At 38.7% G+C, this 25,414-nt stretch carries 25 protein-coding genes; 4 read left to right on the top strand and 21 right to left on the bottom strand.

Going from position 1 to position 25,414, the window contains the following annotated elements:
• Positions 1-79: 79 nt before the first annotated feature.
• Positions 80-1,177, top strand: a complete 1,098-nt coding sequence (locus M3600_RS04880) for a M24 family metallopeptidase (protein ID WP_251644859.1) — start codon at positions 80-82, stop codon at positions 1,175-1,177.
• A 61-nt stretch (positions 1,178-1,238) separates the two neighbouring features.
• Here M3600_RS04880 and M3600_RS28855 read toward each other — a convergent pair whose 3' ends face one another.
• Positions 1,239-1,373, bottom strand: a complete 135-nt coding sequence (locus M3600_RS28855; protein ID WP_267913463.1) for a hypothetical protein — start codon at positions 1,371-1,373, stop codon at positions 1,239-1,241.
• A gap of 110 nt (positions 1,374-1,483) precedes the next feature.
• Between M3600_RS28855 and M3600_RS04875 the strand changes: the two genes are divergently transcribed.
• Positions 1,484-1,927 carry a universal stress protein gene (locus M3600_RS04875; RefSeq protein ID WP_233317418.1) on the top strand — a complete coding sequence of 148 codons (444 nt, stop codon included), beginning with the start codon at positions 1,484-1,486 and terminating at the stop codon, positions 1,925-1,927.
• Between the two features lie 37 nt (positions 1,928-1,964).
• Here the strand turns inward: M3600_RS04875 and argH are convergent, their stop codons facing one another.
• The 18 genes from argH to ezrA form a co-directional block, all read right to left on the bottom strand.
• Positions 1,965-3,353 carry an argininosuccinate lyase gene (gene argH / locus M3600_RS04870; protein ID WP_233317417.1) on the bottom strand — a complete coding sequence of 463 codons (1,389 nt, stop codon included), beginning with the start codon at positions 3,351-3,353 and terminating at the stop codon, positions 1,965-1,967.
• Positions 3,350-4,558 carry an argininosuccinate synthase gene (locus M3600_RS04865; protein WP_233317416.1) on the bottom strand — a complete coding sequence of 403 codons (1,209 nt, stop codon included), beginning with the start codon at positions 4,556-4,558 and terminating at the stop codon, positions 3,350-3,352. Before M3600_RS04865 ends, argH begins: the two co-directional genes overlap by 4 nt.
• 279 nt (positions 4,559-4,837) lie before the next feature.
• Positions 4,838-5,338 carry a MogA/MoaB family molybdenum cofactor biosynthesis protein gene (locus M3600_RS04860; RefSeq protein ID WP_237941798.1) on the bottom strand — a complete coding sequence of 167 codons (501 nt, stop codon included), beginning with the start codon at positions 5,336-5,338 and terminating at the stop codon, positions 4,838-4,840.
• A 27-nt stretch (positions 5,339-5,365) separates the two neighbouring features.
• Positions 5,366-6,196 carry an EcsC family protein gene (locus M3600_RS04855; protein ID WP_251644858.1) on the bottom strand — a complete coding sequence of 277 codons (831 nt, stop codon included), beginning with the start codon at positions 6,194-6,196 and terminating at the stop codon, positions 5,366-5,368.
• A 137-nt stretch (positions 6,197-6,333) separates the two neighbouring features.
• Entirely contained in the window at positions 6,334-7,524 is a 1,191-nt protein-coding gene (locus M3600_RS04850; RefSeq protein WP_233317413.1) for an acetate kinase, read from the bottom strand.
• 301 nt (positions 7,525-7,825) lie between these two features.
• Entirely contained in the window at positions 7,826-8,812 is a 987-nt protein-coding gene (locus M3600_RS04845; protein ID WP_233317412.1) for a class I SAM-dependent methyltransferase, read from the bottom strand.
• Positions 8,813-8,928: 116 nt separating this feature from the next.
• Entirely contained in the window at positions 8,929-9,429 is a 501-nt protein-coding gene (gene tpx, locus M3600_RS04840; protein ID WP_251644857.1) for a thiol peroxidase, read from the bottom strand.
• Between the two features lie 159 nt (positions 9,430-9,588).
• A complete protein-coding gene (gene ytfJ / locus M3600_RS04835) occupies positions 9,589-10,056 on the bottom strand; it encodes a GerW family sporulation protein (protein WP_233317410.1) in 468 nt (155 codons plus the stop codon).
• 29 nt (positions 10,057-10,085) lie between these two features.
• On the bottom strand, positions 10,086-10,787 hold the full coding sequence (locus M3600_RS04830) for a DUF2953 domain-containing protein (RefSeq protein WP_233317409.1): 702 nt from the start codon (positions 10,785-10,787) through the stop codon (positions 10,086-10,088).
• A 90-nt stretch (positions 10,788-10,877) separates the two neighbouring features.
• Positions 10,878-11,366 (bottom strand): RDD family protein, encoded by a 489-nt coding sequence (locus M3600_RS04825; protein ID WP_233317559.1) that lies wholly within the window; start codon positions 11,364-11,366, stop codon positions 10,878-10,880.
• Positions 11,367-11,384: 18 nt separating this feature from the next.
• A complete protein-coding gene (gene sppA, locus M3600_RS04820; protein WP_237941800.1) occupies positions 11,385-12,398 on the bottom strand; it encodes a signal peptide peptidase SppA in 1,014 nt (337 codons plus the stop codon).
• Positions 12,399-12,528: 130 nt separating this feature from the next.
• Positions 12,529-13,458, bottom strand: coding sequence for an EamA family transporter RarD (rarD, locus tag M3600_RS04815; RefSeq protein ID WP_233317407.1), 930 nt, complete (start codon positions 13,456-13,458; stop codon positions 12,529-12,531).
• Between the two features lie 104 nt (positions 13,459-13,562).
• Positions 13,563-15,170 (bottom strand): amidohydrolase, encoded by a 1,608-nt coding sequence (locus M3600_RS04810; protein ID WP_233317406.1) that lies wholly within the window; start codon positions 15,168-15,170, stop codon positions 13,563-13,565.
• Between the two features lie 100 nt (positions 15,171-15,270).
• Positions 15,271-16,848: an acyl-CoA synthetase MbcS gene (mbcS, locus tag M3600_RS04805; protein ID WP_233317405.1), complete on the bottom strand. Its 1,578-nt coding sequence runs from the start codon at positions 16,846-16,848 to the stop codon at positions 15,271-15,273.
• Positions 16,849-17,007: 159 nt separating this feature from the next.
• On the bottom strand, positions 17,008-17,214 hold the full coding sequence (locus M3600_RS04800) for an alpha/beta-type small acid-soluble spore protein (RefSeq protein ID WP_233317404.1): 207 nt from the start codon (positions 17,212-17,214) through the stop codon (positions 17,008-17,010).
• Between the two features lie 114 nt (positions 17,215-17,328).
• A complete protein-coding gene (gene thiI, locus M3600_RS04795; RefSeq protein WP_233317403.1) occupies positions 17,329-18,534 on the bottom strand; it encodes a tRNA uracil 4-sulfurtransferase ThiI in 1,206 nt (401 codons plus the stop codon).
• Positions 18,531-19,673, bottom strand: a complete 1,143-nt coding sequence (locus M3600_RS04790; protein ID WP_233317402.1) for a cysteine desulfurase family protein — start codon at positions 19,671-19,673, stop codon at positions 18,531-18,533. Before M3600_RS04790 ends, thiI begins: the two co-directional genes overlap by 4 nt.
• Before the next feature lie 149 nt (positions 19,674-19,822).
• Positions 19,823-21,529, bottom strand: a complete 1,707-nt coding sequence (gene ezrA / locus M3600_RS04785) for a septation ring formation regulator EzrA (protein WP_233317401.1) — start codon at positions 21,527-21,529, stop codon at positions 19,823-19,825.
• Positions 21,530-21,875: 346 nt separating this feature from the next.
• On the opposite strand from ezrA, the gene hisJ reads away from it, so the two are divergent.
• Complete coding sequence (hisJ, locus tag M3600_RS04780) at positions 21,876-22,679, top strand: histidinol-phosphatase HisJ (RefSeq protein ID WP_233317400.1); 804 nt, start codon at positions 21,876-21,878, stop codon at positions 22,677-22,679.
• On the opposite strand, the gene refZ is transcribed toward hisJ, so the two are convergent.
• Positions 22,662-23,285 carry a forespore capture DNA-binding protein RefZ gene (gene refZ, locus M3600_RS04775; RefSeq protein WP_237941804.1) on the bottom strand — a complete coding sequence of 208 codons (624 nt, stop codon included), beginning with the start codon at positions 23,283-23,285 and terminating at the stop codon, positions 22,662-22,664. The genes hisJ and refZ overlap by 18 nt on opposite strands.
• 210 nt (positions 23,286-23,495) lie before the next feature.
• Here refZ and M3600_RS04770 point away from each other — a divergent pair, with 210 nt between their 5' ends.
• Positions 23,496-23,984: a GAF domain-containing protein gene (locus tag M3600_RS04770; protein ID WP_233317398.1), complete on the top strand. Its 489-nt coding sequence runs from the start codon at positions 23,496-23,498 to the stop codon at positions 23,982-23,984.
• Between the two features lie 71 nt (positions 23,985-24,055).
• On the opposite strand, the gene M3600_RS04765 is transcribed toward M3600_RS04770, so the two are convergent.
• A protein-coding gene (locus tag M3600_RS04765) for an IS3 family transposase (RefSeq protein WP_251644856.1) occupies positions 24,056-25,410 on the bottom strand; the annotation gives its coding sequence in 2 pieces (ribosomal slippage) (positions 24,056-24,957 and positions 24,957-25,410; 1,356 coding nt in all).
• Between the last annotated feature and the right edge of the window lie 4 nt (positions 25,411-25,414).

Below are 25,414 nucleotides of genomic sequence, written 5' to 3'. Positions count from 1 at the left end.
AATGGAGTTGTTGATAATCTTAAGAAGCGATAACATATATTAAGATAATGTTTAACTTTATTAAAGGAGGAATTATTCCTTGGAGAAGCAATTAAAGGAACTATCAACATGGATGGAACAAGAGGCAATCGATTTCACCTTCTTGACATCAACAGATAATATTTTTTATTTGAGCGGATTTTACAGTGATCCACATGAAAGACTACTGGCACTGATACTTTTCCCAAAAGAAGAACCGATTCTTGTATGTCCTGCAATGGAGCAAAATGATGCAAGAAATGCAGGCTGGAAGTATGACATAATCGGTTATAGTGACACGGATAATCCATGGGAAACAATTCAGGAAAAAGTCAGCAAAAAATCAGCAGCAAAACGAATTGCTGTTGAAAAAGAACATATGAATATTTCTAGATATGAAGCATTACAGCAATATTTCCCTGCCATTGAGAAATACTTGCCTGCAGAGGAAAAGCTGAATGAAGTGAGAATGGTCAAATCAGAGCAAGAGCTTTCCAAAATCCGCGAAGCTTGCAAGTGGGCAGATTATGCGATTGAGGTTGGCTGCAGCGAGATTGCAGAAGGCAAAACAGAAATGGAAATTTTGGCTGCCATTGAGTATGAATTGAAGAAAAAAGGCATCGGCAAAATGTCCTTCTCCACAATGGTGCTAACAGGCAAAAACGGTGCGTCACCACACGGCACTCCAGGGAATACAAAAATCAAAAAGGGAGATTTAGTTCTGTTTGATTTAGGCGTTGTTGTGGATGGCTATTGTTCCGATATTACAAGAACGGTAGCTTTCGGGGATATAAATGATGAACAGCAAAAGATATATGACACAGTATTGAAAGCCCAGCTCGCTGCTCTTGATGCATCTGTTCCTGGAGCTAAATGTATGGATGTGGACATGGCAGCACGAAATGTGATTAAGGACGCTGGTTATGGAGAGTATTTTCCACATCGCCTTGGACATGGTCTTGGTATAAGTGTTCATGAGTTCCCATCCCTCACATCAACAAATCCACTTACATTAAAAGAGGGTATGGTTTATACAATTGAGCCAGGTATATATGTGCCAAATGTAGCTGGTGTGCGAATCGAAGATGATGTGTATGTAACGAAAGATGGCGTGGAAATCCTGACGAAGTTTCCGAAAGAGCTTCAAGTAATTTCATAATGAATGAAGAAGGGGCTGACTCAAATGACCGTTTAACGGAGTTTTGAGTCAGTTTTTTTGCTTATTTCTCTTCTTGGCTGCGGATAATCAAGCTGTCAATGGCGCCGTCATTATAGGCGTCCATCACTTGTGCCGTAACTTCCAAATGACCATTTTCATCATAATCAAAGTTCGGGTTTCCCTTTATTTCCCTCATGATGGCTGTCCCCTCCTGTTTTGAAATGCTTTTTTATTTTTGCTTATTAAAGTTAATGTTATGCAATAGGAGGGTATATAATTAAATAGAAGAAATAGGAGGGTGTTAATATGGGGTTAACGTATAAGAAAATCATTGTTGCTGTCGACGGTTCGGAGCAAGGAGAAAAAGCCTTTGAAAAGGCTGTATCTATTGCAGCAGAAAATAATGCAAAGCTTATTTTAGCACATGTTATTGACACACGTTCTTTCGCTACAGTTGCAGCATTTGATCAATCTGTTGCTTCGAAAGCAGACGAATTTGCCAAAGAAATAATGGAAAAGTATACAAGGAAGGCAGCCCAAGGCGGTGTAGAAAATGTGGAGAAAGCAATTGAATTCGGATCACCAAGAGCTGTTATTCCAAGGGATATTGCCGAGAAATATGATGCCGATTTGATTATTTGCGGCGCTACTGGTTTGAATACAGTGGAACGTTTTATTATCGGCAGTGTTTCTGAGGGAATTGCCCGCAATGCGCCATGTGATGTGCTTATTGTAAGAAATGGAATATAAGAAAGAGAGAGGCATCCCAACGGATGCCTCTCTTAAATTATGCCTTCGCAAAAGAATCAAGGCATGTTTTTGCTTTTTTAATAGCTTGTTCGACTTGCTGGAATCCAGTTCCGCCTGCACTGTTTCTTCTTTGTACAGCCGTTCTTGGATTGAGCACCTCGTAAATATCTCCTTCAAACAGCGGGCTTGCAGCTTGAAGTTCATCCAGCGGCAAATCTGCCAAAAAGCATTGTTTCTGCACACAGTGCAGCACTAATTTGCCTACAACCTCATGTGCTTCTCTAAACGGCATGCCTTTGTCTGATAAATAGTCGGCCAGTTCTGTTGCATTAGAAAAGTCATTTTTTGTTGCTTGCTCCATTGCATTTGTCTGAACCTTCATCGTCTGAACCATGCCAGCAAAAATCTTCAAAGAACCTGCTACTGTTTTGACAGTATCAAACATTCCTTCTTTGTCTTCTTGCATGTCTTTATTATAAGCAAGAGGAAGCCCCTTTAAGACAGTCAGCAATCCCATTAAATTACCGTAGACTCTGCCTGTTTTTCCTCTGATTAGTTCTGCCATATCCGGATTTTTCTTCTGCGGCATGATGCTGCTTCCTGTTGAGAAGCTGTCATCCAGTTCAATAAATTTAAACTCCTGGCTTGACCAAAGAATGATTTCCTCACTGAATCTAGATAGATGCATCATTAAGATACTGCTCGAAGATAAAAACTCCAAGATAAAATCACGGTCGCTGACAGCATCCATGCTATTCTCATAAATACCTTCAAAATCCAAAAGTTCAGCAGTTCTGTAACGATCGATAGGGAAAGTTGTCCCTGCTAATGCTCCTGCACCAAGCGGCGAGACATTAATGCGGTTCAAGTTTTCCTTGTATCTCGCTTTATCTCGTTCAAACATCCAAAAATAAGCCATCAGATGATGAGCAAAGGATATAGGCTGTGCTCTTTGCAAATGTGTATACCCAGGCATAATCGTTTCGATGTTGGCTTCCGCCTTTTCGAGCAACGCACCTTGAAGCTCCTCTAAAAGAGCAATGATATTCTTTACTTGCTTGCGCAAATACAAATGCATATCTGTTGCAACCTGATCATTACGGCTTCTTCCAGTATGAAGCTTGCCGCCAACAGGACCAACCAGTTCTGTCAGTTGGCTTTCAAGATTAAGATGGATATCTTCCAATTTAACAGAGAACTCAAGCTCTTCCTTGTTTGCTTTTTCTTTTAATAGAAGCAATCCAGCTTTGATTTTTTCCGCTTCCTCTACACTTAGAATTCCTGTTTCAGAAAGCATTGCCACATGGGCAATGCTTCCGTCAATGTCTTCTAAGACTAGCTCTTGATCAAAGGAGATGGATGCGCCGAATTCGTCTACCCATTCTTCTGCAGATTTTGTAAATCTGCCTCCCCATAATTTCTTCACACTGTCACCTTCTTGCTGTTTTCCACAATGCTTTGCACTTTTGTTGGCAGCCCCCATAGTTTAATGAAGCCAACAGCAGCTGCATGATCGAATTCATCATCTGAAGTGTATGTTGCCAGCTTTTCATCATACAAGGAGTTAGGAGATTTTCTTCCTTCAACGATTGCATGACCTTTAAATAGCTTAACACGTACAGTTCCTGTCACATTCTTTTGCGTTTCTTTCAGGAATGCCTGAAGAGCATTTGTTATTGGAGAGAACCATAAGCCTTCATAAATAACTTCCGTGATTTTCTTTTCGATAACTGGCTTGAAGTGAGCAACTTCTTTTACAAGCGTAATGTCTTCGAGCTCTTTATGTGCTTGGATAAGTGTAATAGCACCAGGGCACTCATAAACCTCACGTGATTTAATCCCAACAAGGCGGTTTTCTACATGATCAATACGTCCTACTCCATGCTTACCTGCCAATTTATTCAGCTCAAGGATTAAATCAGACAATTTGTATGAAATGCCGTCAATGCTGACTGGAATACCTTCTTTAAAGTCTATTTCGATAATGTCCGGCGTATCAGGCGCATTTTCTAGACTTACTGTTAAATCATATGCATCTTCCGGCGGTGCCGCCCATGGATCTTCTAAAATTCCGCACTCATTGCTGCGTCCCCATAAGTTTTGGTCAATAGAGAATGGGCTGTCTAAGTTAATTGGAATCGGAATATTTTTCTCTTTCGCATATTCGATTTCTTCTTCACGAGACCAACCCCATTCGCGCACTGGCGCCAACACCTTTAAGTTCGGGTTAAGAGCTTGGATAGAAACCTCAAAACGCACTTGGTCATTTCCTTTTCCTGTGCATCCGTGTGCAACAGCTACTGCATTTTCTTTTTCTGCCACTTCAACAAGTTTTTTTGCAATTAACGGTCTTGAAAGTGCAGAAACTAGCGGATATTTTCCTTCATATAATGTATGTGCCTGCATCGCTATCAAAGCAAAATCCTGTGCAAATTCTTCTTTTGCATCAATTACATATGATTGAACAGCTCCAACTGTTAGAGCCTTTTCTTGAATAAATTTCAAGTCCTTACCTTCTCCAACATCAAGACAGCAAGCAACTACATCAAAACCTTGATCTTGTAGCCATTTGATTGCTACGGATGTATCTAAACCACCTGAATATGCTAATACAACTTTTGGATTCGCCATGAGCGTTTTCCTCCTATATATACGAATAATTATTCATTTATTTATATTTTTATTCAAAAACTATACTAAACACTTTAGCAACTTTTTAAGAGAATTTCAAGCTTTTATTCTATAAAAATACAAAAATATTTATATTTATAATAATGCCTCTATACATACACTCAGGACGTCTAAAAGTATTTGTTGTCACATCAGTATTTTCATTGCCGGTTATAAAAAAAAACCGTAAAAAAAAGGAGGCTCTCCTCCCTTTTATGCAAAATCTTATTCAAATGTTCCTTATTTTTTATGTAGTTCACTGATGACATGGCTGAGCTCTGGAAGTATAAGTTTCTTCATTCCAAGCATTACAGCTCCTGTTGAACCTGGCATTGCAAAGACTGCACGCTCGCCAACCGTCCCGGCAATTGCTCTTGACAGCATAGCTGCTGCTCCAATATCCTCTGTATAGCTAAGCATCCTAAAAAGCTCACCAAACCCGCTTATTTCCTTTGTTAACAATGGTGCGACTGCTTCAATTGTGACATCTCTTGGAGAAATCCCCGTTCCCCCGTTCAAAATAATTGCTTGTGCTTCTGTATTTTTCAATAGTTCTGTTTGAATTTCCTTTATTTCATCTTTGACAATCACATAATTAGCTGTATAATGGCCTGCCGCTTCCAACAATTCCATTATTGTCTTTCCGCTTTTATCATCAGCCTCTGTTCTTGTATCACTCACTGTAATTACTTTGCACTTAATATGAGTATAATTCTTATTATTATGAGTATTTATGCTCAAACCTGCTTCCTCTCCTTTATTTTCTGCTTAACTTTGCAGCTTTTCATACAGATACCGGCGCTGGTAAAACTTATAAATAAATTCTGTTATCTTTTTCGTATACTGATAATTGGCCCCCGCACCGATAAACATGCTGACAAAAGGCATTTTCTTATATGTCTTTTTACCAAATAGAAAAATAAAAAACATTTTCATTGTCTGCTGCAACATGACCTCTGCCACTTCCGAACTTGCAACGTTTTCTGATCCTTCATAAAAATAATTGTTCGGTCGTCCCAGCTCTTCCATTAATTCTGCCCAAGCCTTGCCTTGAAGTCTTTTTGGCAGGCATGCACCATGAAGAACCTTTAATGCAGTCATTATTTCAGTAGGAGTGTTGCCTGGTGAACCAAACAAGGAAGATATTTGCTGACAAAATCTTATATTGATTGCCATCAGTCCCAAAAAGTCAGAAGCTGCCGCTGCAACACCGCCAGTTCCTGTAATACTGCCTTGAAAACAGGCATACAAACGGTGTTTCGCCATTTGCTGCTGCCCAATAAAGTGGAGTTGATCAATTGTTAAAGACTTCATATCCGTTATTTCCGTAATATTCTCATTAAATATTCTAGCGGTTGACAGCATTCGCTCATTTGCATTTTCGTGAAGGCTGGAACTTAAAAGCATCGTATATGCATGAAATAAAGAATTATCAATAACTGCATAAATATCCTGCCACTTGCTTTCTTCTATATATGACATGCTTTTTTTCACATACTTTTCATATAAACTCACCATATCATTCTTTTCATATGAAAGCAGTTCTCTCTCCCACTCAGATAGCTCCTTAAGTACTTCTTCTTCTCTAAATGTCAGCATAATACAGCTCCTTTCAAGTTACCAAAGCCTTTAGTATTTACAGTATATCATTTGGCCAGGCACTAGCATTGTATCCATACATAAAAAAAGACAATCTTTTGCAATTACAAAAGATTGTCTTTCCCTTTTAATACAGCTTACACACTTGCAATTCTTGCAACGTCGCGTGCAATCATAACTTCTTCATTTGTTGGGATTACCATAACTTTTACTGGTGAGTGAGGATAGTTAATAAATGATTCCTCACCAGAAATTTTATTTAGTGATTGATCCCAATAAACTCCCATAAATTCAAGGCCTTTCAACACTCGTGCACGAACAACTTCACTGTTTTCACCGATACCAGCTGTGAAGATGATTGCATCTACACCGTTCATGCCAGAAGCGTAAGAACCAATATATTTATGAATATGCTCAGCAAATACTGTCAATGCCAATTCAGCACGGTCATTTCCAGATTGAGCTTGTTCTGTAATATCACGAAGGTCACTTGAGAATCCGGAAATTCCTAGCAATCCGCTTTTTTTGTTCAATACTTGCAGTACTTCATCTGCAGATTGGTCTGTTTTTTCCATGATATATGGAATCAAGGCAGGGTCGATGTTACCTGAACGAGTCCCCATTGTTACACCAGCAAGCGGTGTGAAGCCCATAGAAGTATCAATTGATTTACCGCCTTCGATTGCAGCGATACTTGCTCCGTTACCTAAGTGACAAGAAATCAAACGAAGCTGGTCAATTGGACGGCCTAGCATTTCTGCAGCGCGTTGTGAAACATATTTATGGCTTGTTCCATGGAAACCGTACTTACGAATACCGTATTTTTCATAGTATTCATAAGGAAGACTGTATAGATAAGAGCTTTCAGGCATTGTTTGGTGGAAAGCAGTATCAAATACAGCAACAGCCGGCACATCTGGAAGAACGTTTTGGAATGCACGGATTCCAGTCAAGTTAGCTGGATTGTGCAGTGGAGCCAATTCAGACAGCTTGTCGATCTTCTCCATAACTTCATCTGTAATTAAAGCAGAATCAGCAAACTCTTCTCCACCATGTACAACGCGGTGTCCGATACCTTCAATTTCATCTAATGACTTAATGATTCCAAGTTCTGTCAACTTATTCAAAAGAATAGTAACTGCTACCTCGTGATCAGGAATGTCTGTCACTTCTTTGATTTTTTCACCATTAACGGAAATATTGAATACTGCCTCATTTAAACCGATTCGTTCAATAAGACCTTTTGTGATTACGTCCTCACTTGGCATTTCAAACAGCTGGAACTTAAGTGAAGAACTTCCTGCGTTGATCGCAATAATTTTTGCCATAAAGTATTTTACTCCCCTTTTATATAACAACATTTTATTGTGCTAATCTGACATTGAACAGCTTCATATAATAACCTTACTGGACAAATATCTCTCAATTTCTCATTTAAACATTGTGTCACAAACATTTCAAGTTATATTGATACAGTTCTTTGTTTTTTTCTTGTTTTTTTGTTATTTTCGTGAATTTGTCCAAAAAACAAGGAAAAACTTTTATATAATAGTGTCAGACTGTATTAGTACAAATGCTGTTTTTTTATAGAACAGGTATACGTGTACTTTTGGCGTTACGGTCTGTTTTTTACTGCTTGTTTTCTGTCAGCCATTGTTCAACCTGGCCGAGTATTTTTTCCATTGCCTGCATATTAGAGAAGCTTGGAATGCTTGCAAGGAGCACTTGTTTCGGTGCCTTTATAGTATCTCCTTTTTTCTGCAATATCAAAATGCTTTTTCCTGCCTGTTTATTTTTAAATAATGTCAATGGAAGCTGCATGATTGCTTGAATATGAACGGCATCCTTTAAATAAGCATGAAGTTTAGGTGCCTGTTCACTTTCAAATAATCCATTTGGAACCATAAAAAATCCAAATCCACCAGGTTTTAAATGATTGATGGACTGTTCGATAAAAAGATGATGGGCATAAGAATGACCGCTGTCTGCCTTAAGCTCATACTCACTTGCACCAACATCATTTGGATAGTATCCTACTGGCAGATCACTTATAACAATGTCCACTGGATCGATGAACAATTTCTCAAGACTGTCCTGATTAAAGAACTCTATTGGCTGTTCCTGAAGATTCGCATTGACATACGCAAGCTGAAGAAGTAAATCATCGATGTCTACCCCAATCGCCTCTGCTTGCTTGTCACCTTGTTGGTTAATGACAGATGTTAACAAATTGCCTGTGCCTACAGCCAAGTCTAGTAGACGCAGTTCTTTTTCTGTATAGAACTTTTGCACAAGATAACCAATAAACATTCCAATTGAATCTGGTGTCATCTGGTGATTAGGCTGTGTGTTTTCTTTCATGCCTTTTAAGATTGCCAACTGAAAGCTTTTACGGATATCCTCTTTGCTGAATGCTGAAAGCGAAATGGTCTCATAGCTTTTAGCAAGTCTTTTCTTTGCAATCTCGCTAATTTCTTCCTGCAAGATTGCTTCCTGGAAGATATTTTCTCCCGTTTCAGCTAACGCTTCTAAATAGGTACAGTGCAGTTCTTCTTGAAGCACTGTAGCTGTTTCATTAAAAATAGTAAATAATTGTTCGACAGGACTTATTTTCATGCCTCTCACCTATCTTTCCTATATGTTAAGTTAATTTTTACTAATCCCGCACAGAAAAAGCCTCGAAACTCTTTCGAGACTTTCTGCGTTATTCCCGATTACTCACAAATCACTTATTATTTTGCAGCCTTTACTGCTTCTATAGCTGCATCATAATTCGGATGATTACTCGCCTCTTCCACATATTCGGCATATGTAACAACGTCGTTTGAATCCACAACAAAAGTAGCTCGTGCAAGCAAACGCAGCTCTTCCATTACTACACCGTACGCTTTGCCGAAGAAAAGATCTTTATGGTCTGATACAGTAATGACATTTTCCAATCCGGCAGCAGCACACCATCTTCTTTGAGCGAAGGGAAGGTCTGCACTTACTGTAATTACTTCTACATTATCAAGTTTTGCAGCCTCTTCATTAAAGCGTCTCGTTTGAGCATCACATACACCCGTGTCAATGGATGGGATGACACTGAATAAGCGTACCTTTCCTTTAGAGCTATCCAGCGTAATTTCCGTCATGTCGTTTGCCAACACTTTAAAGTCAGGAGCCTTGTCTCCAACCTTTACCTCATTGCCAATTAATGTGACGGGGTTGTTTTTGAATGTTACTGCAGGCATTAAAGTCACCCTTCCCGTAATTTTAAATATGTATATGTGTTTATCATAGCGATACACGGGTCTATTTGCAAAGAAAATGTCTGCTAAAAAAATAATAGTCTGATTCCACAGGCTAAAAAAGACTGCCTTAAAATGTGGTTTCAGACCTATTATCTATTATTAAAATTCAATATCTTCCTTCTTGCTGGCAGTTTGGCTGGAAGATTGCTGCTGCTGTCCGGAACCTGACTGGCTGTCTCCGTTTTTAGAGAACATTTGCTGAATTTTATCAACAGCTTGCGGAGCAAAATCCAATAGTTTTTCATATAGGTGTGTGCTTTCGTCAAGGTGAACCATTTTTACTCCTTGGCCATTAACAATTAAGAATGCTATTGGCGTAATAGAAACTCCGCCGCCGCTTCCGCCGCCAAATGGGTGTTTGCTTACACCATTGTCATGCAAAGAATGATCTTCAAGAGTAAATTCACTTCCACCTGCTGCAAACCCGAAACCAACCTTTGAAACAGTAAGGATTACACTGCCGTCCGGAGTTTCAACAGGGTCTCCGATAATCGTATTGACATCGATCATTTCCTTTAAGTTTTCCATTGCAGTTGTCATTAAGCCTTGTATTGGATGATCAGACATGTTTATTCCTCCATTTTCGTTATTCATTATTATTTTTGGATGGCCGGCGCTTCATTATTTGCTTTTAAATGAGGCATACCGCCCTTCCAATATTTCACTAGTTTAATTCCTGCAATCATAGCATGCCCTAAGCGAAATCGAATCATACACTTAAATAAAGTTTCTGAAGCATTGCGCTGGAATTGCGGATATATATGTATATGAGGCATATTTTGCATTTTCATATAATTGCTGATGATACCGATAATCGCACCTTTAACCGCCCAAACAGCTCCTGCTATCGCCCCTGTATGGGCAGCATCTCCCAGTCCGATAATGGAGCTCCATTCGATATCCTTTATGCGGACTTTTGACAGTAAATAGCGGAAAATGCGGTGAAAGCCTACAACATGCTGAAGCAGTTCCTTTGTGTTGGAAAAGGTATTAAGTAAATCGTCGCCTGTAAATTGGTTTGTCTTCTTATCACCTTTCTGTTCAGGTCCATCCTCTCCAACCTTCACTTTTGTTTCTTCTTTAACAACAAGAGAAGGAGAGTTATCATCTACTTTAATCAGCGGGAATTTCTTCTTGATTCTTATCAGACCAAAAAACACTCTAATTTCAATAGAAAGATCATCATTGTCTTTTGCATGGTAATATCGTATCCTTACAGTAATTTTCATCAATAAAAGCAGTAAAAACAAAAGAAGAAGGCATAGAATAATGATGCCGATGATGAATATAACTCTCACACTGTGCACATCCTTTCAGCCTTACTATTATTTGCTAATGAATAAAAAAATAAACCTGCCATAAAGGCAGGTTTCTCTTGAACTTATATGCTAGCGTCTTTCGTGTACAACAGCAGTATCTGCAAATAAATCATGCAAGCCTTGTTTCTTTGGCAGAAATGCGACTAGAAGATAGAGAATAAAAATACTTGCAGATATAAATCTGCCTATCCACTCCCGGAAAATAACGGTGTCCCACGTTAATTGATCTTTCTTCAAGGGAATTACCTTCAAACCGAAAATCATTTTTCCTAACGTCTGCTTAAAATACTTTGTCATCAATACAAAATACAGGTAGAAAACGAATGCTGTCAGAATATTTACGGCAGAAAACAGGCCCGTGTTTTCCGTAGACAAGTCCATTAAGCGAAATATAGGATAAATTATAATCCGGTGTATGCTAGTAATGATAATGATATCAGCAATATACGCCCAAAACCGCATCCAAAAACCAGCATAATGATGTAAATCATTTTTCGTACTTGCCTGTTCTTCAGCATGTCCAGTGAGTTGATCGGTTCCTGTGTTTGTTATATCCATATCCATTTATCCGACCCCCTATTCTGCATACAAGTACATAAGCCGCGGTGAATTTGCATTAGTTGCGATTGTAAGAATATTGGCCAACTCACGCTCTTCTCCGCTAAGCAAACTTTTTGCTGACATGCCAAACATGGAAGCCAAGCTTCCTGAATCGCTATAGCTCACAACCATTGCATCATTCCACTTATAGTCAGCTTTCATCGCAGCAATGACATCATCCAAGTAACCAAAATCATCTATTAAATTCAAATCCTTCGCCTGTCTGCCGTCATAAATTCGGCCATCGGCAATCTCTCTGACTTTATCCTCTTTTATGCCTCTGCCTTCTGAAATAACCTTTACAAATCCATCATAGGAATTGTTAATCATCGTCTGAAGAATATCTCTTTCTTCATCTGTCATTTCTCTTGTAGAACTCATGATATCTTTATATGGACCGCTTTTGATTGTTACAAATTCAACCCCGTACTTCTCAGCAAGTCCTTCGAAATTATAACCTGACATAATAACACCTAATGATCCTGTCATCGTTTCCTGGCTGGCGTAGATTTTGTCAGCAGGTGCCGAGATATAATACCCTCCCGAAGCCGCCATTGATCCCATTGAAACATATACAGGCTTTTTAGTTTCTTCTTGTATTTCGACGATTTTGTCATGGATTTCTGCACTTTCGACAACTCCTCCGCCTGGGGAGTTCACCCTAAGAATTATCCCTTTAACATCGGAATCATCCTTCACTTTATCAAGCTTTTTCATAAAGGCTTTGTGATTGTATCCCGCAGATGAAAGGATTGATTGTGTATCTCCAGTATCCTGAATCGTCCCATCCACTTCAAGCACAGCTATTTTATTAAACTCATCTCCACTCTCCAACGTAGTTTCTGCAAATTCCTCTTCACTGCTTGCCATTAAATCGGAAAAAACACTGCTGAAATCAGTAGTTAACGCTGTCGACACAAAGCTTGTGATTATTGAAAACACAAAAATGAATCCAGCGATTCCAAGTGCCGCCCATCTTTTTTTATTCATTGCTTATGTATCCCTCCTTCTCCTTACTTTCTACGAATGACTATAATAAATGTTTCAAGATTCTTCTGTTTTATAGTCTGCTTATAAGAATAAGTTCATTCTTAACTAGCAAGAGACTCTATATGCCTTCTTAAATTTCTGCGCTTTTTTTGCCTTTTGCACTGCTTGCATGAGAAAACAGCTTTGTCTTTGATAAAGAATAAATCGATAATGCAGCCCAAATAAACAGGAAGGATAATAAATGGGTTGTTGTAAATGGTTCATCATAAACAAATACACCTAAAATAAGAGTCAAAGTTGGTGTCATATATTGGATGAATCCCAGCATGGATAGTGGTATTCGTTGAGCACCTTTAGCAAAAAATAGGAGCGGAACTGCTGTTAACACACCAGAAAGAATGACTAACAAATCCAATTGTGGTGAAACTGCCAGAAAAGCATGGTCTCCCTTAACAAATAAATAAGCAATATACATTAATGCAATTGGTGTTATAAACAATGTTTCTAATGTGAGCCCTATACTTGAATCAATTGAAATAAGCTTCTTGGCCAAACCATATAATCCAAACGTGAATGCAAGGGACAAAGCTATCCATGGAAAGCTTCCATGGGAAAAGGTTAAAATTATTACTCCAATGGCTGCTAAACCGACAGAAACATACTGTGTTTTTGTCAATTTTTCCTTCAGCACAATCATGCCAAGCAATACGCTGACTAAAGGATTAATATAATAGCCAAGACTAGTTTCAATAATTTGGTCTGCATTAACTGCCCAAATATAGATAAACCAATTGCAGCTAACTAACAAAGAAGCAACAAATAGCATCAAGCCTTGTTTTTTATTAGTTTTGAAACTGGAAAGCACTCCAATCAGTTTTTTCCATTTCTTTGTTACTGTTATTAGCAATACCATAAATACAAAAGACCATAACACTCGATTTGCGAGAATTTCGTCTGCTCCTACCCCTTGCAGATTCTTCCAATAAATCGGAAATAACCCCCAGATTAAGTAAGCGATGGCAGCATACAGCACTCCCGTTTTCATTTGGTTATCCTTCATCTTTATCTCTTCTTTCTATTTTCGAAATATTTCATATTATAATTCTATTCCAGATAATGCACAACCCGAAATTTTCCAAAAAAGAAAAAGAGATTAAGTATTCCTTAATCTCTCTCTTCTTTTTGATATACAGTTTCACTTGCAATAATAGTTTGTACAACTTGTACTTTCTGGATATCTTTAGGCTCTATTGTAAATAAATCTTGATCAAGCACCGTGAAATCTGCAAGGTATCCTTTTTCAATTACGCCTCTGTCTTTTTCATGGCAAATAGCATAGGCGCTGCCCTTTGTATACAAGCTTACTGCTTCATATACAGATAATGCTTGTTCCGGCATATAGCCTGCTCCGCTTAGATCTTCTGTATTCGTTCTCGTCACGGCAGCATAAATACCTGCAAGAGGGTCAGCGGATTCAATTGGTGCATCAGAACCGCCTGCACAATGAAGTCCGCTTTTGAGCAATGTTTTCCATGCATAACAATATTTCATATTATCCTTGCCAAGTCGGTCATACACCCATGGAAAATCTGATGTAACAAAGCTAGGCTGAATATCTAGTATAAGGGGAAGGCCTTTCATACGGTTGATTAAGTCTTCACGCAGCATGGTTGCATGAATGAGTCTGTCTCTGCCGTATCCCTTTAACGGATGCTTCTCAATCATTTGTAAAACCATATCAAAAGCGGCATCCCCAATAGCATGCACTGCTACAGGCATATTATTTTCTCTTGCCTTCTTGATTAGCTCCTCTAACTGCTCCATTGTAAAGATGCTGACACCTTGTGTGGACGGATCATCAGCATAAGGTCTGCTTAAAAATGCTGTCCTCCCGCCAAATGCGCCATCTGCAAATATTTTCATGGCGCCAAATTCTACCCAATCTCCCCCAGATTGATAAGTATTTCCGGACTTCACCATCTCATCAAAAACACGATGATGTACAAGCAAATGTGCCCTAAACAGATGCCCCTCTTCTTCTATCACTTCCTTGAAGGCTGTTTGAGTTCCCTCAAAACCGTGATAATAAAATAAATCTTCTGTATGAGCACCTGTCAAACCAAGTCTGTAAGCATCCTTGATGCCTTCACGTAATGCATTTTTAACATATTCATGACTTTTCTCAGGTATGACCTTAGTAATAAGCTCCTGCGCTTTATCCTTCAATACCCCAGTAATGGCACCTGTTTCATCTCTTTCTATTACTCCGCCAAAGGGCTCTTCTGTCTTATTTGTCACGTTTGCTAATTGTAATGCCTTTGAATTCACTGCAATGGCGTGTTTGCAGATTCTGTCCAAAACAACTGGATTATTCGGGATTGCTTTATCAAGTTCTTCTTTAGTGAGTGGAGATTTGTCATCCCAAATATTCTCATTCCAGCCTCCCCCTAAAATCCATTCACCTGCTGTTGCCTTCTTTCCTGCTTTCTTTATAAGCTGCAATGCAGCTTCTTTTGAAATACATGCGGACAGGTCTAGACGAAGCAGTCTTTCCCCATGTCCAATAAGATGCATATGACTGTCCACAAAGCCCGGCAACATGGCAGCACCTTTTAAATGGACCTGATCCGTTATGTTGCTTCTATATTTTTTTTCAAGCGTCTGTTTATCGCCATAATCGACTATAAGCTGTCCTTCTGTATATACAGCCTCTATCATTTCGCCCTCTTGCTTCATTGTGTATATTGTTCCACCATAAAATAAAGTACCCATTCTTTTCCTCCTAAACAAATAAGCAGCTATGTATATATTTTGCATACATGCTGCTTATTCCTTCTTTGCTTATAGGGTATTTCATAAACCGAAATTTCGGTTATCCATTGTTTTTCTGTTCATTATCCCTTAGTTCCACTCTTCTTGTTTTACCAGAAGCTGTTTTAGGAAGCTCATTGATAAATTCAATCTTACGCGGATATTTATAAGGCGCAGTCATAGTCTTAACATGTGTCTGCAATTCCTTCACTAACTCATCTGTCCCTTCGATACCATCACGAAGCACAATAAATGCTTTTACGACATTTCCTCTGATAGGGTCTGGACTTGCGACAACAGCACACTCTTTTACTGCAGTATGTTTAACTAGTGCATCTTCGACTTCAAATGGCCCGATTGTATAGCCAGAGCTTATGATGATATCATCACTTCTGCCTTCAAACCAGAAATAACCGTCTGCATCCTTTTTCGCTCTGTCGCCAGTAATATAGTATTCGCCTCTGAACTGCTGTCTAGTCCGCTCCGGCTCTTTAAAGTACTCTTTAAATAAAGCAGGTGTGTCTTTATGGACAGCAATATCGCCAACTTCTCCCACTGCACATGGTTTACCATTTTCGTCGACAACTTCAACAATATTTCCAGGTGTTGGTTTGCCCATCGAACCTGGACGAAGTGGAACTCCTTTTGTAATGCCTAACAGCAGCGTATTTTCTGTTTGGCCATATCCATCTCGTACATCAAGATTGAAATGAGCTTTGAATACATCGATTACTTCTCTGTTCAGCGGCTCTCCTGCTGAAACTGCACTTCGTAAGCTAGGAAGCTTGAATGAACCGATATCTTCTACTTTAGCCATCAGGCGATACTCTGTAGGAGTACAGCATAATACATTGATTTCATAGTCTTCGAGCAGCTGTAAATATTTGCGAGGATCGAACTTGCCGTGGTAAACAAATCCGACTGCACCTGATCCTAATACGGAAAGAAGCGGACTCCAAACCCATTTCTGCCAGCCAGGTCCAGCTGTAGCCCAAACTAAGTCGCCACTTTCAATACACAGCCAGTTTGGCGCAGCTGTACGAAGGTGAGCATATGCCCAGCCATGTGTATGTACAACACCTTTTGGATTACCTGTAGTTCCAGACGTATACGAAATAAATGCTGTATCTGATTTTTTTGTTATCGTTAACTCCAACTCATCAGAAGCGTCTGCTGCTGCTTCATCTAAATATCTCCATCCATCTGCTTCTTTGCCGATAACAAATCGTTTCAGGCTGTTGAGCTCTTCTACTTTGTTAAGCTCGTCCAAAAATGGATAATAGCTGATGACAGCTTTCACTTCACCGTGTGTAATCCTGTATTGCAGATCCTTCGCCCGAAGCATTTCTGAGCTTGGAAGGATTGTAAGCCCTAATTTCAGTGCAGCTATGTATACTTGGTACGCTTCAATCAGTCTTGGTACAATGACCAATACAACATCACCTTTTACAAGGCCCGCTTCCTTAAAAACATTGCCCATCTTATTTGCCTGCTGCATAAGTTGGCTGTATGTAATTTCTTGCTTATCTCCGCTTTCATTTTGCCAGCGCAATGCAAGCCTTTCTTTGTTTTGCGCAAACTTTTCAATCTCGGAAACGAAGTTATACATTTCCGGAGCCAATAATTCTTCCCGACCCATTTCATTTCCCCCTAGTGATTAGGTTTAAAAATACTTATGTCATTATACTACTAACTCTTTCATTTTTAAAATATTTCATTTTCGCTAAGGAGATAATAAGTGATTTATAAGCAAAAAGAGATGAGGCAAAGGCCTCATCTCTATCGCCATATTATTTTATTATTGTTGGTATCCGCCACCAAGTTGTTGTTCAGCCATTTGAACTAGACGTTTAGTGATTTCACCACCAACAGAACCGTTAGCGCGAGCAGTTGTTTCTGCACCTAAGTTAACGCCAAATTCTGAAGCGATTTCATATTTCATTTGTTGTAGAGCTTGGTCTGCACCAGGTACTACTAAGTTATTGCTGCTGTTGTTGTTTGCCATGTGTATCACCTCCTTGTTGATAATAGAATGTGTAATACACATGGACTTCATTCATTTTTTCTAATTGGTAATTGTTCACATTATTACCACTACTAGCAAATAGGTTACTTTCTGTTAAAACAAGCTGTCTAACAGACTGTTTTCTTCCTGTTTGCCAGTTAGTATAATTGTTTCTACTTTGTCGACAGCTTCCTTAATCATTGGCTCAAAGTCCACAAAACTCTCATAAAACTCCACCTTCTCTTTTTTCGGTTTTGTTTTTGGGGAAGCAGGAACAAATACTGTACAACAATCCTCATAAGGTCTGATGGAGATGTCATATGTTCCAATAGACTTAGCAATGTCGACAATATCTCCTTTATCAGATGCGACCAATGGTCTGATAATCGGTGTATTTGTAACTGCATTTATCGCATACATGCTTTCAAGGGTCTGGCTGGCAACTTGACCGAGACTTTCCCCTGTAATGATTGCTAATGCTTCTTGCCTTCTTCTGATTTCATCTGTGATTCGCAGCATTAGCCTTCTTGTCGCAGTCATTGTATAGTTTTCTGGTATTTGTTTATGAATTAACTGCTGTATCTCTGTAAAAGGTACAATGTGAAGGACAAACCGCCCATTCATGGAAGCAAGCACATTGCCAATATCGACAACCTTTTGCTTAGCTCTTTCACTAGTGAATGGAGGACTAAAGAAGTGAACCCCCTCAAGTTCAAGCCCTCTCTTCATAGACAAGTAGCCTGCAACAGGACTGTCTAACCCGCCTGATAGCATAAGAACTGCTTTTCCGCTCGCACCAGAAGGCAGTCCACCAGCACCAGCAAAGTTTTCACTCGACAAATACACTGCCTCACTTCTCACTTCGACCTGCAGTGTAATATCGGGATTTTTGACATCTACTTTTATACCAGGAATATTTTTCAAAATATGAGAACCAAAAAAATGGTTCAGTTCATTTGTGTCCAAGGAGAAGGTCTTATCAGATCTTCGCGCACTCACTTTAAACGTATTTCCATCCTTATAGATTGAAGATACAAGCTCTAATGCTGTGTCTTTCAGCAAGTCTAAATCTCGGTCGACCTTAATAGCAGGGCTGAATGACTGAATTCCAAAGATGTTCCTTAATGAATGAACGACAGCTTCTGCTTCCGTCCCATTTAAAATGACATACATACGGTCACGCTGTCCGTCAATTTTGATGTTAGGAAAACTGCTTAAAGCATCTGCAATGGAATGTCTTAATTTATCAACGAATTTTTTTCTGTTTTTTCCTTTAGTAGAAAGCTCTCCATACCGAATTAATATACGATCATACTTCATCTGTTCATTACTCCTCTTAGCCAGTTGATAGTTTCCTTTAATACAGACATTGCTTCCCGAATATCTTTTAACTCATTATCATAAGCCAAGCTGATTCGAAAAGAACTTTCTGCGATATTTTCCGGTACTCCCATAGCCAATAATGTTTTGCTGACTGTGTTTGTCTTTGATGAACACGCACTAGTAGTCGACAGAAAAATACCTTTTTCCTCGAGGGCGTGAATCAATACCTCTGCTTTGATACCACTTGCTGAGAAATTAATAATATGCGGAACACTGTTAACCGGGGAGTGGACAACAACATTATCCATGCTTTCTAACTGATCACGGATGAACTTGTTCTGTTCAAGCATTTTCCCAAACTGATTTTTGTAGTTATCAAGCTGCATTCTTAAAGCTTTCGCTGTTGCTACTGCACCTGCCACATTTTCCGTTCCGCTTCTTACATTGCGCTCCTGTCCTCCGCCGGCAAGCAATGGAGAAATATTAATTCCGTCCTTTGCAAACAGGATACCATTGCCTTTTAGTCCATGAAATTTATGTGCGGACATTGTATATAAATCTATATGATAATCTCTTAATGAAAGAGGCGTTTTTCCTATTGCCTGAACACCATCTACATGAAAATATATCTTAGGATATTCGTTCAATAACTTTCCGATTGCTTCAATCGGTTGGATTGCGCCTGTTTCATTATTAACATGCATGATAGAAACAAGTATTGTATCACTCTGTATATGTTTTTTAATATCCTCAACAGATACAATCCCATCCTCGTTAACAGGAAGGTATGTTACGGAGAAACCGTCTTGCTCCAGCTGTTCCATTACCTTCATTATCGAATCATGCTCTATGCTTGTTGTGATAATATGTTGACCTCTTGACTTAAACCTTCGAGAAATCCCTTTTAGTGCCATATTGTTTCCTTCTGTACCGCCAGAAGTAAAATAAATCTCGCTTTCCTTAACATCTAGCAACGCGGCAATTTGAGCCCTTGCTTGTATCAAAAGCTTCTCTGCTTCCATCCCTATTCGATGCAAAGAAGAAGGATTTCCAAAATAGTTTGCTGCAACTGCTGTATAGGATTCAATCACTTCCGGAAACGGCTTTGTTGTCGCACTATTATCCAAATATATCATAAGCCCCTCCTAACTAAGAACTCCAGCACTTTATGGTATCATAGTAAACATTATTTGAAAATATAATAGAGCTATGCGTTAAAAACAAAAAGATAGTTTGAATTGCACTGCAAAAAAAAGATAGCCTTGCTCGGGCTATCTTCTTTTTTCTATTTCATTTGCTTTTCCCTTAAATCGCCAATCAAAGCTTCCATTCGCTTCATACTGCCAGGTTCAATTTCCTCAACCGCCGCAGCTGCTTGCTCTAATGCTTCCTTATAACGATACTTACGGAAAAGCATTTCCGCTTCTGCAAGCGACTTTTCAGCCTTTGGATATTTACGGCGGTATCTATTACCATATTGGATGACCTTCTCAGCCAACAGAACCGTCTCAACCAATTCTTCCGTAGCATTCACCAGCGCATGTGTAACATGCTCTGCATTTTCAACCATGCTTTGAACCGTCGGCAAATCAAGTGGCGCCTCCTGCAATACGGTTTTAAGCTTAGCCATAGCTTCCTTTGTCTCTTCTGCAAGCTCATTGTATTCTGCTGTAACACCAGGCAAATTACTGTTCGCAACCATCCGAAGAGCATTTGTCATTTGCTTTGTGAGCTCTGTCATTTTTTCATGTGCAGCTACTTCATCTTTTCTTAAGGCATGAAGCTTGTCAAAGAGGTCCTCCTGTTCCTTTGAAGCACTCTCAAGCTGCTCTTTAAGAACCTTTAGTTCCTCACTTAAAATCGTATGTGCCGCAGACTCTGTCAACAGCTTATGCTCAAGCACCTCATATTGCTTGTATAATAGCTTCAGACGTTTCTCGAGTTTGAACTGCAGCTCTAAATCTTCATCATTCAAATTATAGCTTCTCTGCAGCAAGGATACCTCTACTTGAAGGCGAGAGTTCCCTTCCCTGATTTCTTCAAGGATTGCCTTAGCAGGATCTAAGTTTTTGTTCCAGTAGTTTCTTGCAATTACTTCTTTTTCAAGCAAGTCATACAGAAGATCCAGTTTTTCCTGTACTTCTGCAATAACATTTTGCACCTGCTCTATCTTTCCTTCTACAAGCAGCTTGTTGCTTTCTTCCAGTTCCACTTCAATTTCCTTCACTTCTGTTTCAAGCTGGATATGTTCAAGAATGAAGCCTTGTTCCAGCATATCTGCATATCCATCTTTTAAATCATTCAGCTGTTCAGGAAGCTTCGTTTGGCACTCAATAAGCAACGGAGGCACATTATCAATCAAGTAGCGAATATCGCCAGTGAGCTTTTCGATTGCATGAATAATTTCCCTTGCTTCCAAATAATCGCCATTATTCGTTTTTTCTTCATACTCTTTTAGCTTTACAGTAGTTTCCTGCAGCATTTCTTCTATTTTGCTTTCTGTTTCTCCGAAAGAGTGCCTATGTGCTAGCAATGTCTTTTTGCTTTCTCGATAGGATTCCTTTAAAGCATCAATTTCAGTTCTGTTCTTTTCTTCGCTTCCAATTAAATTATTAAGCTCCTCAAGCATTGTTTCGATGCTGCTCTCCATGCTCTCCAATTTAACGCGGATTTTTTTCTGAAGCTCTTTTGCTTTTCTGAACTTATATTTATCAATCGACTCTTCTGTATCAAACAAAAGCTCTTCGAGTTCCGGCAACTGATCTGTCACGATACCATCCCAATCAGCTCTCCATTTTTCAAAGAGTTCCTCCGTTTGCCCAATCATATTAAGCTTTTTCACTTTCGAAAGCTCATTCAACACAGGCCGATTCATTATATCGATTTTCCAGCTTTCCAGCTCATCCACTGTTCCATAATATTTTCTTCTAATAAAATATCCTGCTGCAAATAGGCAGATTAAAATGCCTACTCCTCCGATTATGTAGTTCATTTGAAGCCCCCTGTTCATACACCGACCAAATTTATTTCAACATACTTTTATATGTAAAGGTTATATATTTGTATTTATGATACCATGTAAACGACAATTTTTGACTAATATTTTATTTTTTTTTTAAAGAAAATTGTTATTTTCCAAGACAGTTTTTCTTTATGTGAATTTACGTAAGGCAAACAATAGTTCTCCCCGTATCTTGCCGGCACTACTCCCTAGTGAAATTCAGTCCGATTTCCGTCTGTTTTTAAGCATTTATAGAATATTTTTAAAAAAAGCATTCCTGTATATCGGAACAATAAAGGTATAATAAATATAGCCATACTGGGAAAGGGTGAGAGTCATGTACAAAAGAGATGGTCATATTCATACACCATATTGTCCGCATGGGACAAAGGACGGATTAAAAGAATACATAAAAAGAGCTATAGACCTAGGATTTAAAGAGATAACGTTCACGGAACATGCCCCGTTACCGAAGGGGTTTGAGGATGCAGCCCCGACAAAAGACAGCAGCATGACAATGGAGCAGCTGCCTTCTTATGTCGAAGATGTCTTAGAAGTAAAGGCGGAATTCAGCAGGGAACTGATCATTAATCTTGGTCTAGAGATTGATTATATTGAAGGCTATGAGAATGGAACGATGGAGTTCTTGCTAGAGTGGGGGAAATTTTTAGATGACAGTGTATTGAGTGTGCATTTTTTAAAAAATCCACACGGAAAATATGATTGCCTTGATTACAGCCCCGAAATATTTGCTAGTATGATTGAGAAATATGGACATGTTGATTGTATCTATGAATGCTATTTCCAAACACTCTCTAAATCGATATTAGCTGATTTAGGTCCATTTAAACCGAAAAGAATCGGACATATGACGCTTGTCCATAAGTTTCAAAAGCAATTCCCTCCGGTTCAGGATTTTTCACTTGCTATAAAGGAAATACTTCATCTTGTGAAACAAAAGGAGCTTGAGCTGGATTATAATGCAGCAGGATTATTTAAGCCATTATGCGAGGAGACATACCCTCCCATTTGGGCGATAGAGGAAGCAGTGCGTCTGCAAATCCCGCTTATATATGGATCAGATGCCCACCAAGCCAAGGATTTAGGACAAGGGCAACATCTATTAATTGGGAACGGCTAAGCGCTGCGGAAAGCAAATTACTTCATCAATCCATTTATCGATTTCCTCTAGGTATTTTTTGATGAAATATGGTTCATTTAAATAAATATGAAGAACCTCTTGAATATACGATGCATTTAGAAAAGGCATAGAAAGGAAGCTTTTTAACTGAATGATGCTGTATGGAACAGATTGTTTTTTAAATTCCTTTTTTTCTATGCCACTTTCCAAAATGCTTGATAAATAATAGCGTTCCTTTACATAATAAGTAGACAATATTTCCCTGACAACTTGGGAATCAATAGATACTTCTCGGAGTACGAACCTTGTTAACTGTAAATTCTTCCATTGAAATTCAATGATTTCTTTTACGACTGTTTTCAGCTTTTCCGACATGCTGCTATAATTATGGCGGCAAACCTCCTCCAGGACAGCCATATAATTCTCAAAATAATTAGTGAAGCAATACTCAAGCAAACCATTCTTACCATTAAAGTAGTAGGAAATATTTGCAATATTTACATTGGCATGGCCTGCGATGTCTCTGATAGATGTACCATTGTAGCCTTTTCTGTTGAATAATGTAATCGCAGATTCGACTATTGCTTCCTTTGAATTTCTTTTCACCCATATCGCCTCTTTTCTCTTGCTATTCAAAGTAATATATGTTTGAATAATAATTATTTTTGTGCAGCATAAATGATAGAAGAATAGCCTCTATATAAATTTCTTGATTATATTGGCCAATCCTTTAAAAGAAAGTCGACAAAACTTTTTCATATTCGCTCTAATCTGCTAAAATAATGAGAATAATAGAAGGAAAGTTAGGTGATTTGCTTGTTTAACGTCGAAACATACAAAGGCAATCGAGAACAGCAATACGAATTGGTAATTAAACAGCTGAAAGCTCTTCTTGAAGGCGAATCAAATACAATTGCAAACTTATCAAATGCAGCTGCTCTTTTGAATCAATTTTTGGATCGTGTCAATTGGGTAGGCTTTTATTTAACAGAGGATAATAAGGAGCTTGTACTCGGCCCGTTCCAAGGTTTGCCTGCATGTGTTCGTATTCCTTTCGGAAGAGGTGTTTGCGGAACTTCTGCCGAGAAGAAGGAGACAGTATTAGTGGAAGATGTTCATCAATTCCCGGGACATATTGCTTGTGATGCTGCTTCCCAATCAGAAATTGTCGTGCCATTGGTGAAAGAAGACGGCACATTATTAGGTGTTCTCGATATTGATTCACCTGAAAAATCCCGCTTTGATGAAACAGACAAGAAGTATTTAGAATTATTTGTTTCTGCCCTAATGGATTTTGTAAATTAATTTGTTCTAGTTCATACGAAAAACACCCCGAAACGTGAAGTGACCCCTAAAAGTTAGACACGGTTATTTCGTCAGGCAGCTTGTATAAAATGAGTTCGGTATTGTATCGGACTCATTTTTAATTTTGCCTTCATGCGTTTTGTGTTGTAATACGTTATGTAATTTTCAAGTTCCAATTTAAAATGTTCCATACTTTCAAATTCCTTTAAGTAGAGGAATTCCGATTTAAGAATTCCAAAGAAATTCTCCATAACTGAGTTGTCGTAACAGTTTCCTTTACGAGACATACTTTGCACAATGCCTCTTGATGCAAGTGCGTGACGATATTGTTTCATTTGATAATGCCAACCTTGATCGGAATGCATCAGTAATTGGTGTTCCTCTGGTAACTTTTCTAATGCTTTCTCCAACATTTCTGAAACAAGGGAATACGTGGGTCTATGACCAATTGTGTATGTAATTATTTCCCCATTAAATAAGTCTAAAACAGGTGATAAATAGAGCTTTTCACCAAATAATTTAAGCTCTGAAATATCGGTTACCCACTTCGTATTAGGGACTTCAACTGTAAACTTGCGGTCTAAAATATTAGGTGCGATTTTACCGACTGTCCCTTTATATGATTTATACTTTTTCATTCTGACTATGCACTTTAAACCAAGGGTTTTCATGATGCGTTGAACTTTTTTATGATTCACTTTTCGCCCACGATTTGCGAGTTCATCACGAATTCGTCGGTACCCATAACGACCCTCATGTTCGTTGTAAATCGCTTGAATCTCGGTTTTTAACTCGGCATCTAGATCGGGTCGATCTAATTTCTTCACTAAGTCATAGTACGTACTACGTGGAATCTGTGCAAATTTGGCAAATGCCTTCACCGAGTATTTATGCCTTAATTCATAGATGACCTTTACTTTGTCTTTTTTGGTGATGTTTCCTTGGCTTGAACTAAGGCATTCAACTTTTTTAAATACTCGTTTTCCATTTCAAGTTGCTTAATACGTGCTTGAAGTGCTTCTGTTGACCCTTCTACTGGTGTTTGTTTTGGTTGTTTATTCGTTTCTTTTTTCATGGATGGACGCCCCTTTTTCTTTGATTGAAGGGCATCGAATCCTTTTGTTTCAAGTTGTTTGTTCCAACTTCGAAGTGTAGATGGAGTAGCTATATTAAATATAGCCGCAGTTTCGATAAAGGACGTACCATGTTCAATCATGTAATTTAGTACGTCTAGTTTAAACTGTGCTGAATAATTTGTATACCGTTTAATAAAAGCTTCTACACCGTTATACTCATATTGTTTCGCCCATTTAAGAATTGCTTTATGGTCTGTTCCAATAGTTTTAGCAATTTCATGTGAGCTTTCTTTGCCTTCTAAGTACCGTAGTGCTGCTTGTAATTTTTCCTCTGATGTATATTTTGCCATAAAA

The organism is Niallia sp. MER 6, from assembly GCF_023714395.1.
In the GTDB taxonomy this organism is placed as follows: Bacteria; Bacillota; Bacilli; order Bacillales; family Cytobacillaceae; genus Niallia.
This window is presented reverse-complemented; position numbering and strand designations above follow the sequence as displayed.

Coding starts and splice junctions, on each gene's coding strand:
- M3600_RS28855 (WP_267913463.1), bottom strand. CDS start 1,373: ATGAGGGAAATAAAGGGAAACCCGAACTTTGATTATGATGAAAATGGT.
- M3600_RS04875 (WP_233317418.1), top strand. CDS start 1,484: ATGGGGTTAACGTATAAGAAAATCATTGTTGCTGTCGACGGTTCGGAG.
- M3600_RS04865 (WP_233317416.1), bottom strand. CDS start 4,558: ATGGCGAATCCAAAAGTTGTATTAGCATATTCAGGTGGTTTAGATACA.
- M3600_RS04855 (WP_251644858.1), bottom strand. CDS start 6,196: ATGCTGACATTTAGAGAAGAAGAAGTACTTAAGGAGCTATCTGAGTGG.
- M3600_RS04850 (WP_233317413.1), bottom strand. CDS start 7,524: ATGGCAAAAATTATTGCGATCAACGCAGGAAGTTCTTCACTTAAGTTC.
- M3600_RS04845 (WP_233317412.1), bottom strand. CDS start 8,812: ATGAAAATAAGTCCTGTCGAACAATTATTTACTATTTTTAATGAAACA.
- tpx (WP_251644857.1), bottom strand. CDS start 9,429: ATGCCTGCAGTAACATTCAAAAACAACCCCGTCACATTAATTGGCAAT.
- ytfJ (WP_233317410.1), bottom strand. CDS start 10,056: ATGTCTGATCATCCAATACAAGGCTTAATGACAACTGCAATGGAAAAC.
- M3600_RS04825 (WP_233317559.1), bottom strand. CDS start 11,366: ATGGATATAACAAACACAGGAACCGATCAACTCACTGGACATGCTGAA.
- sppA (WP_237941800.1), bottom strand. CDS start 12,398: ATGAATAAAAAAAGATGGGCGGCACTTGGAATCGCTGGATTCATTTTT.
- rarD (WP_233317407.1), bottom strand. CDS start 13,458: ATGAAGGATAACCAAATGAAAACGGGAGTGCTGTATGCTGCCATCGCT.
- M3600_RS04810 (WP_233317406.1), bottom strand. CDS start 15,170: ATGGGTACTTTATTTTATGGTGGAACAATATACACAATGAAGCAAGAG.
- mbcS (WP_233317405.1), bottom strand. CDS start 16,848: ATGGGTCGGGAAGAATTATTGGCTCCGGAAATGTATAACTTCGTTTCC.
- M3600_RS04800 (WP_233317404.1), bottom strand. CDS start 17,214: ATGGCAAACAACAACAGCAGCAATAACTTAGTAGTACCTGGTGCAGAC.
- thiI (WP_233317403.1), bottom strand. CDS start 18,534: ATGAAGTATGATCGTATATTAATTCGGTATGGAGAGCTTTCTACTAAA.
- M3600_RS04790 (WP_233317402.1), bottom strand. CDS start 19,673: ATGATATATTTGGATAATAGTGCGACAACAAAGCCGTTTCCGGAAGTG.
- ezrA (WP_233317401.1), bottom strand. CDS start 21,529: ATGAACTACATAATCGGAGGAGTAGGCATTTTAATCTGCCTATTTGCA.
- hisJ (WP_233317400.1), top strand. CDS start 21,876: ATGTACAAAAGAGATGGTCATATTCATACACCATATTGTCCGCATGGG.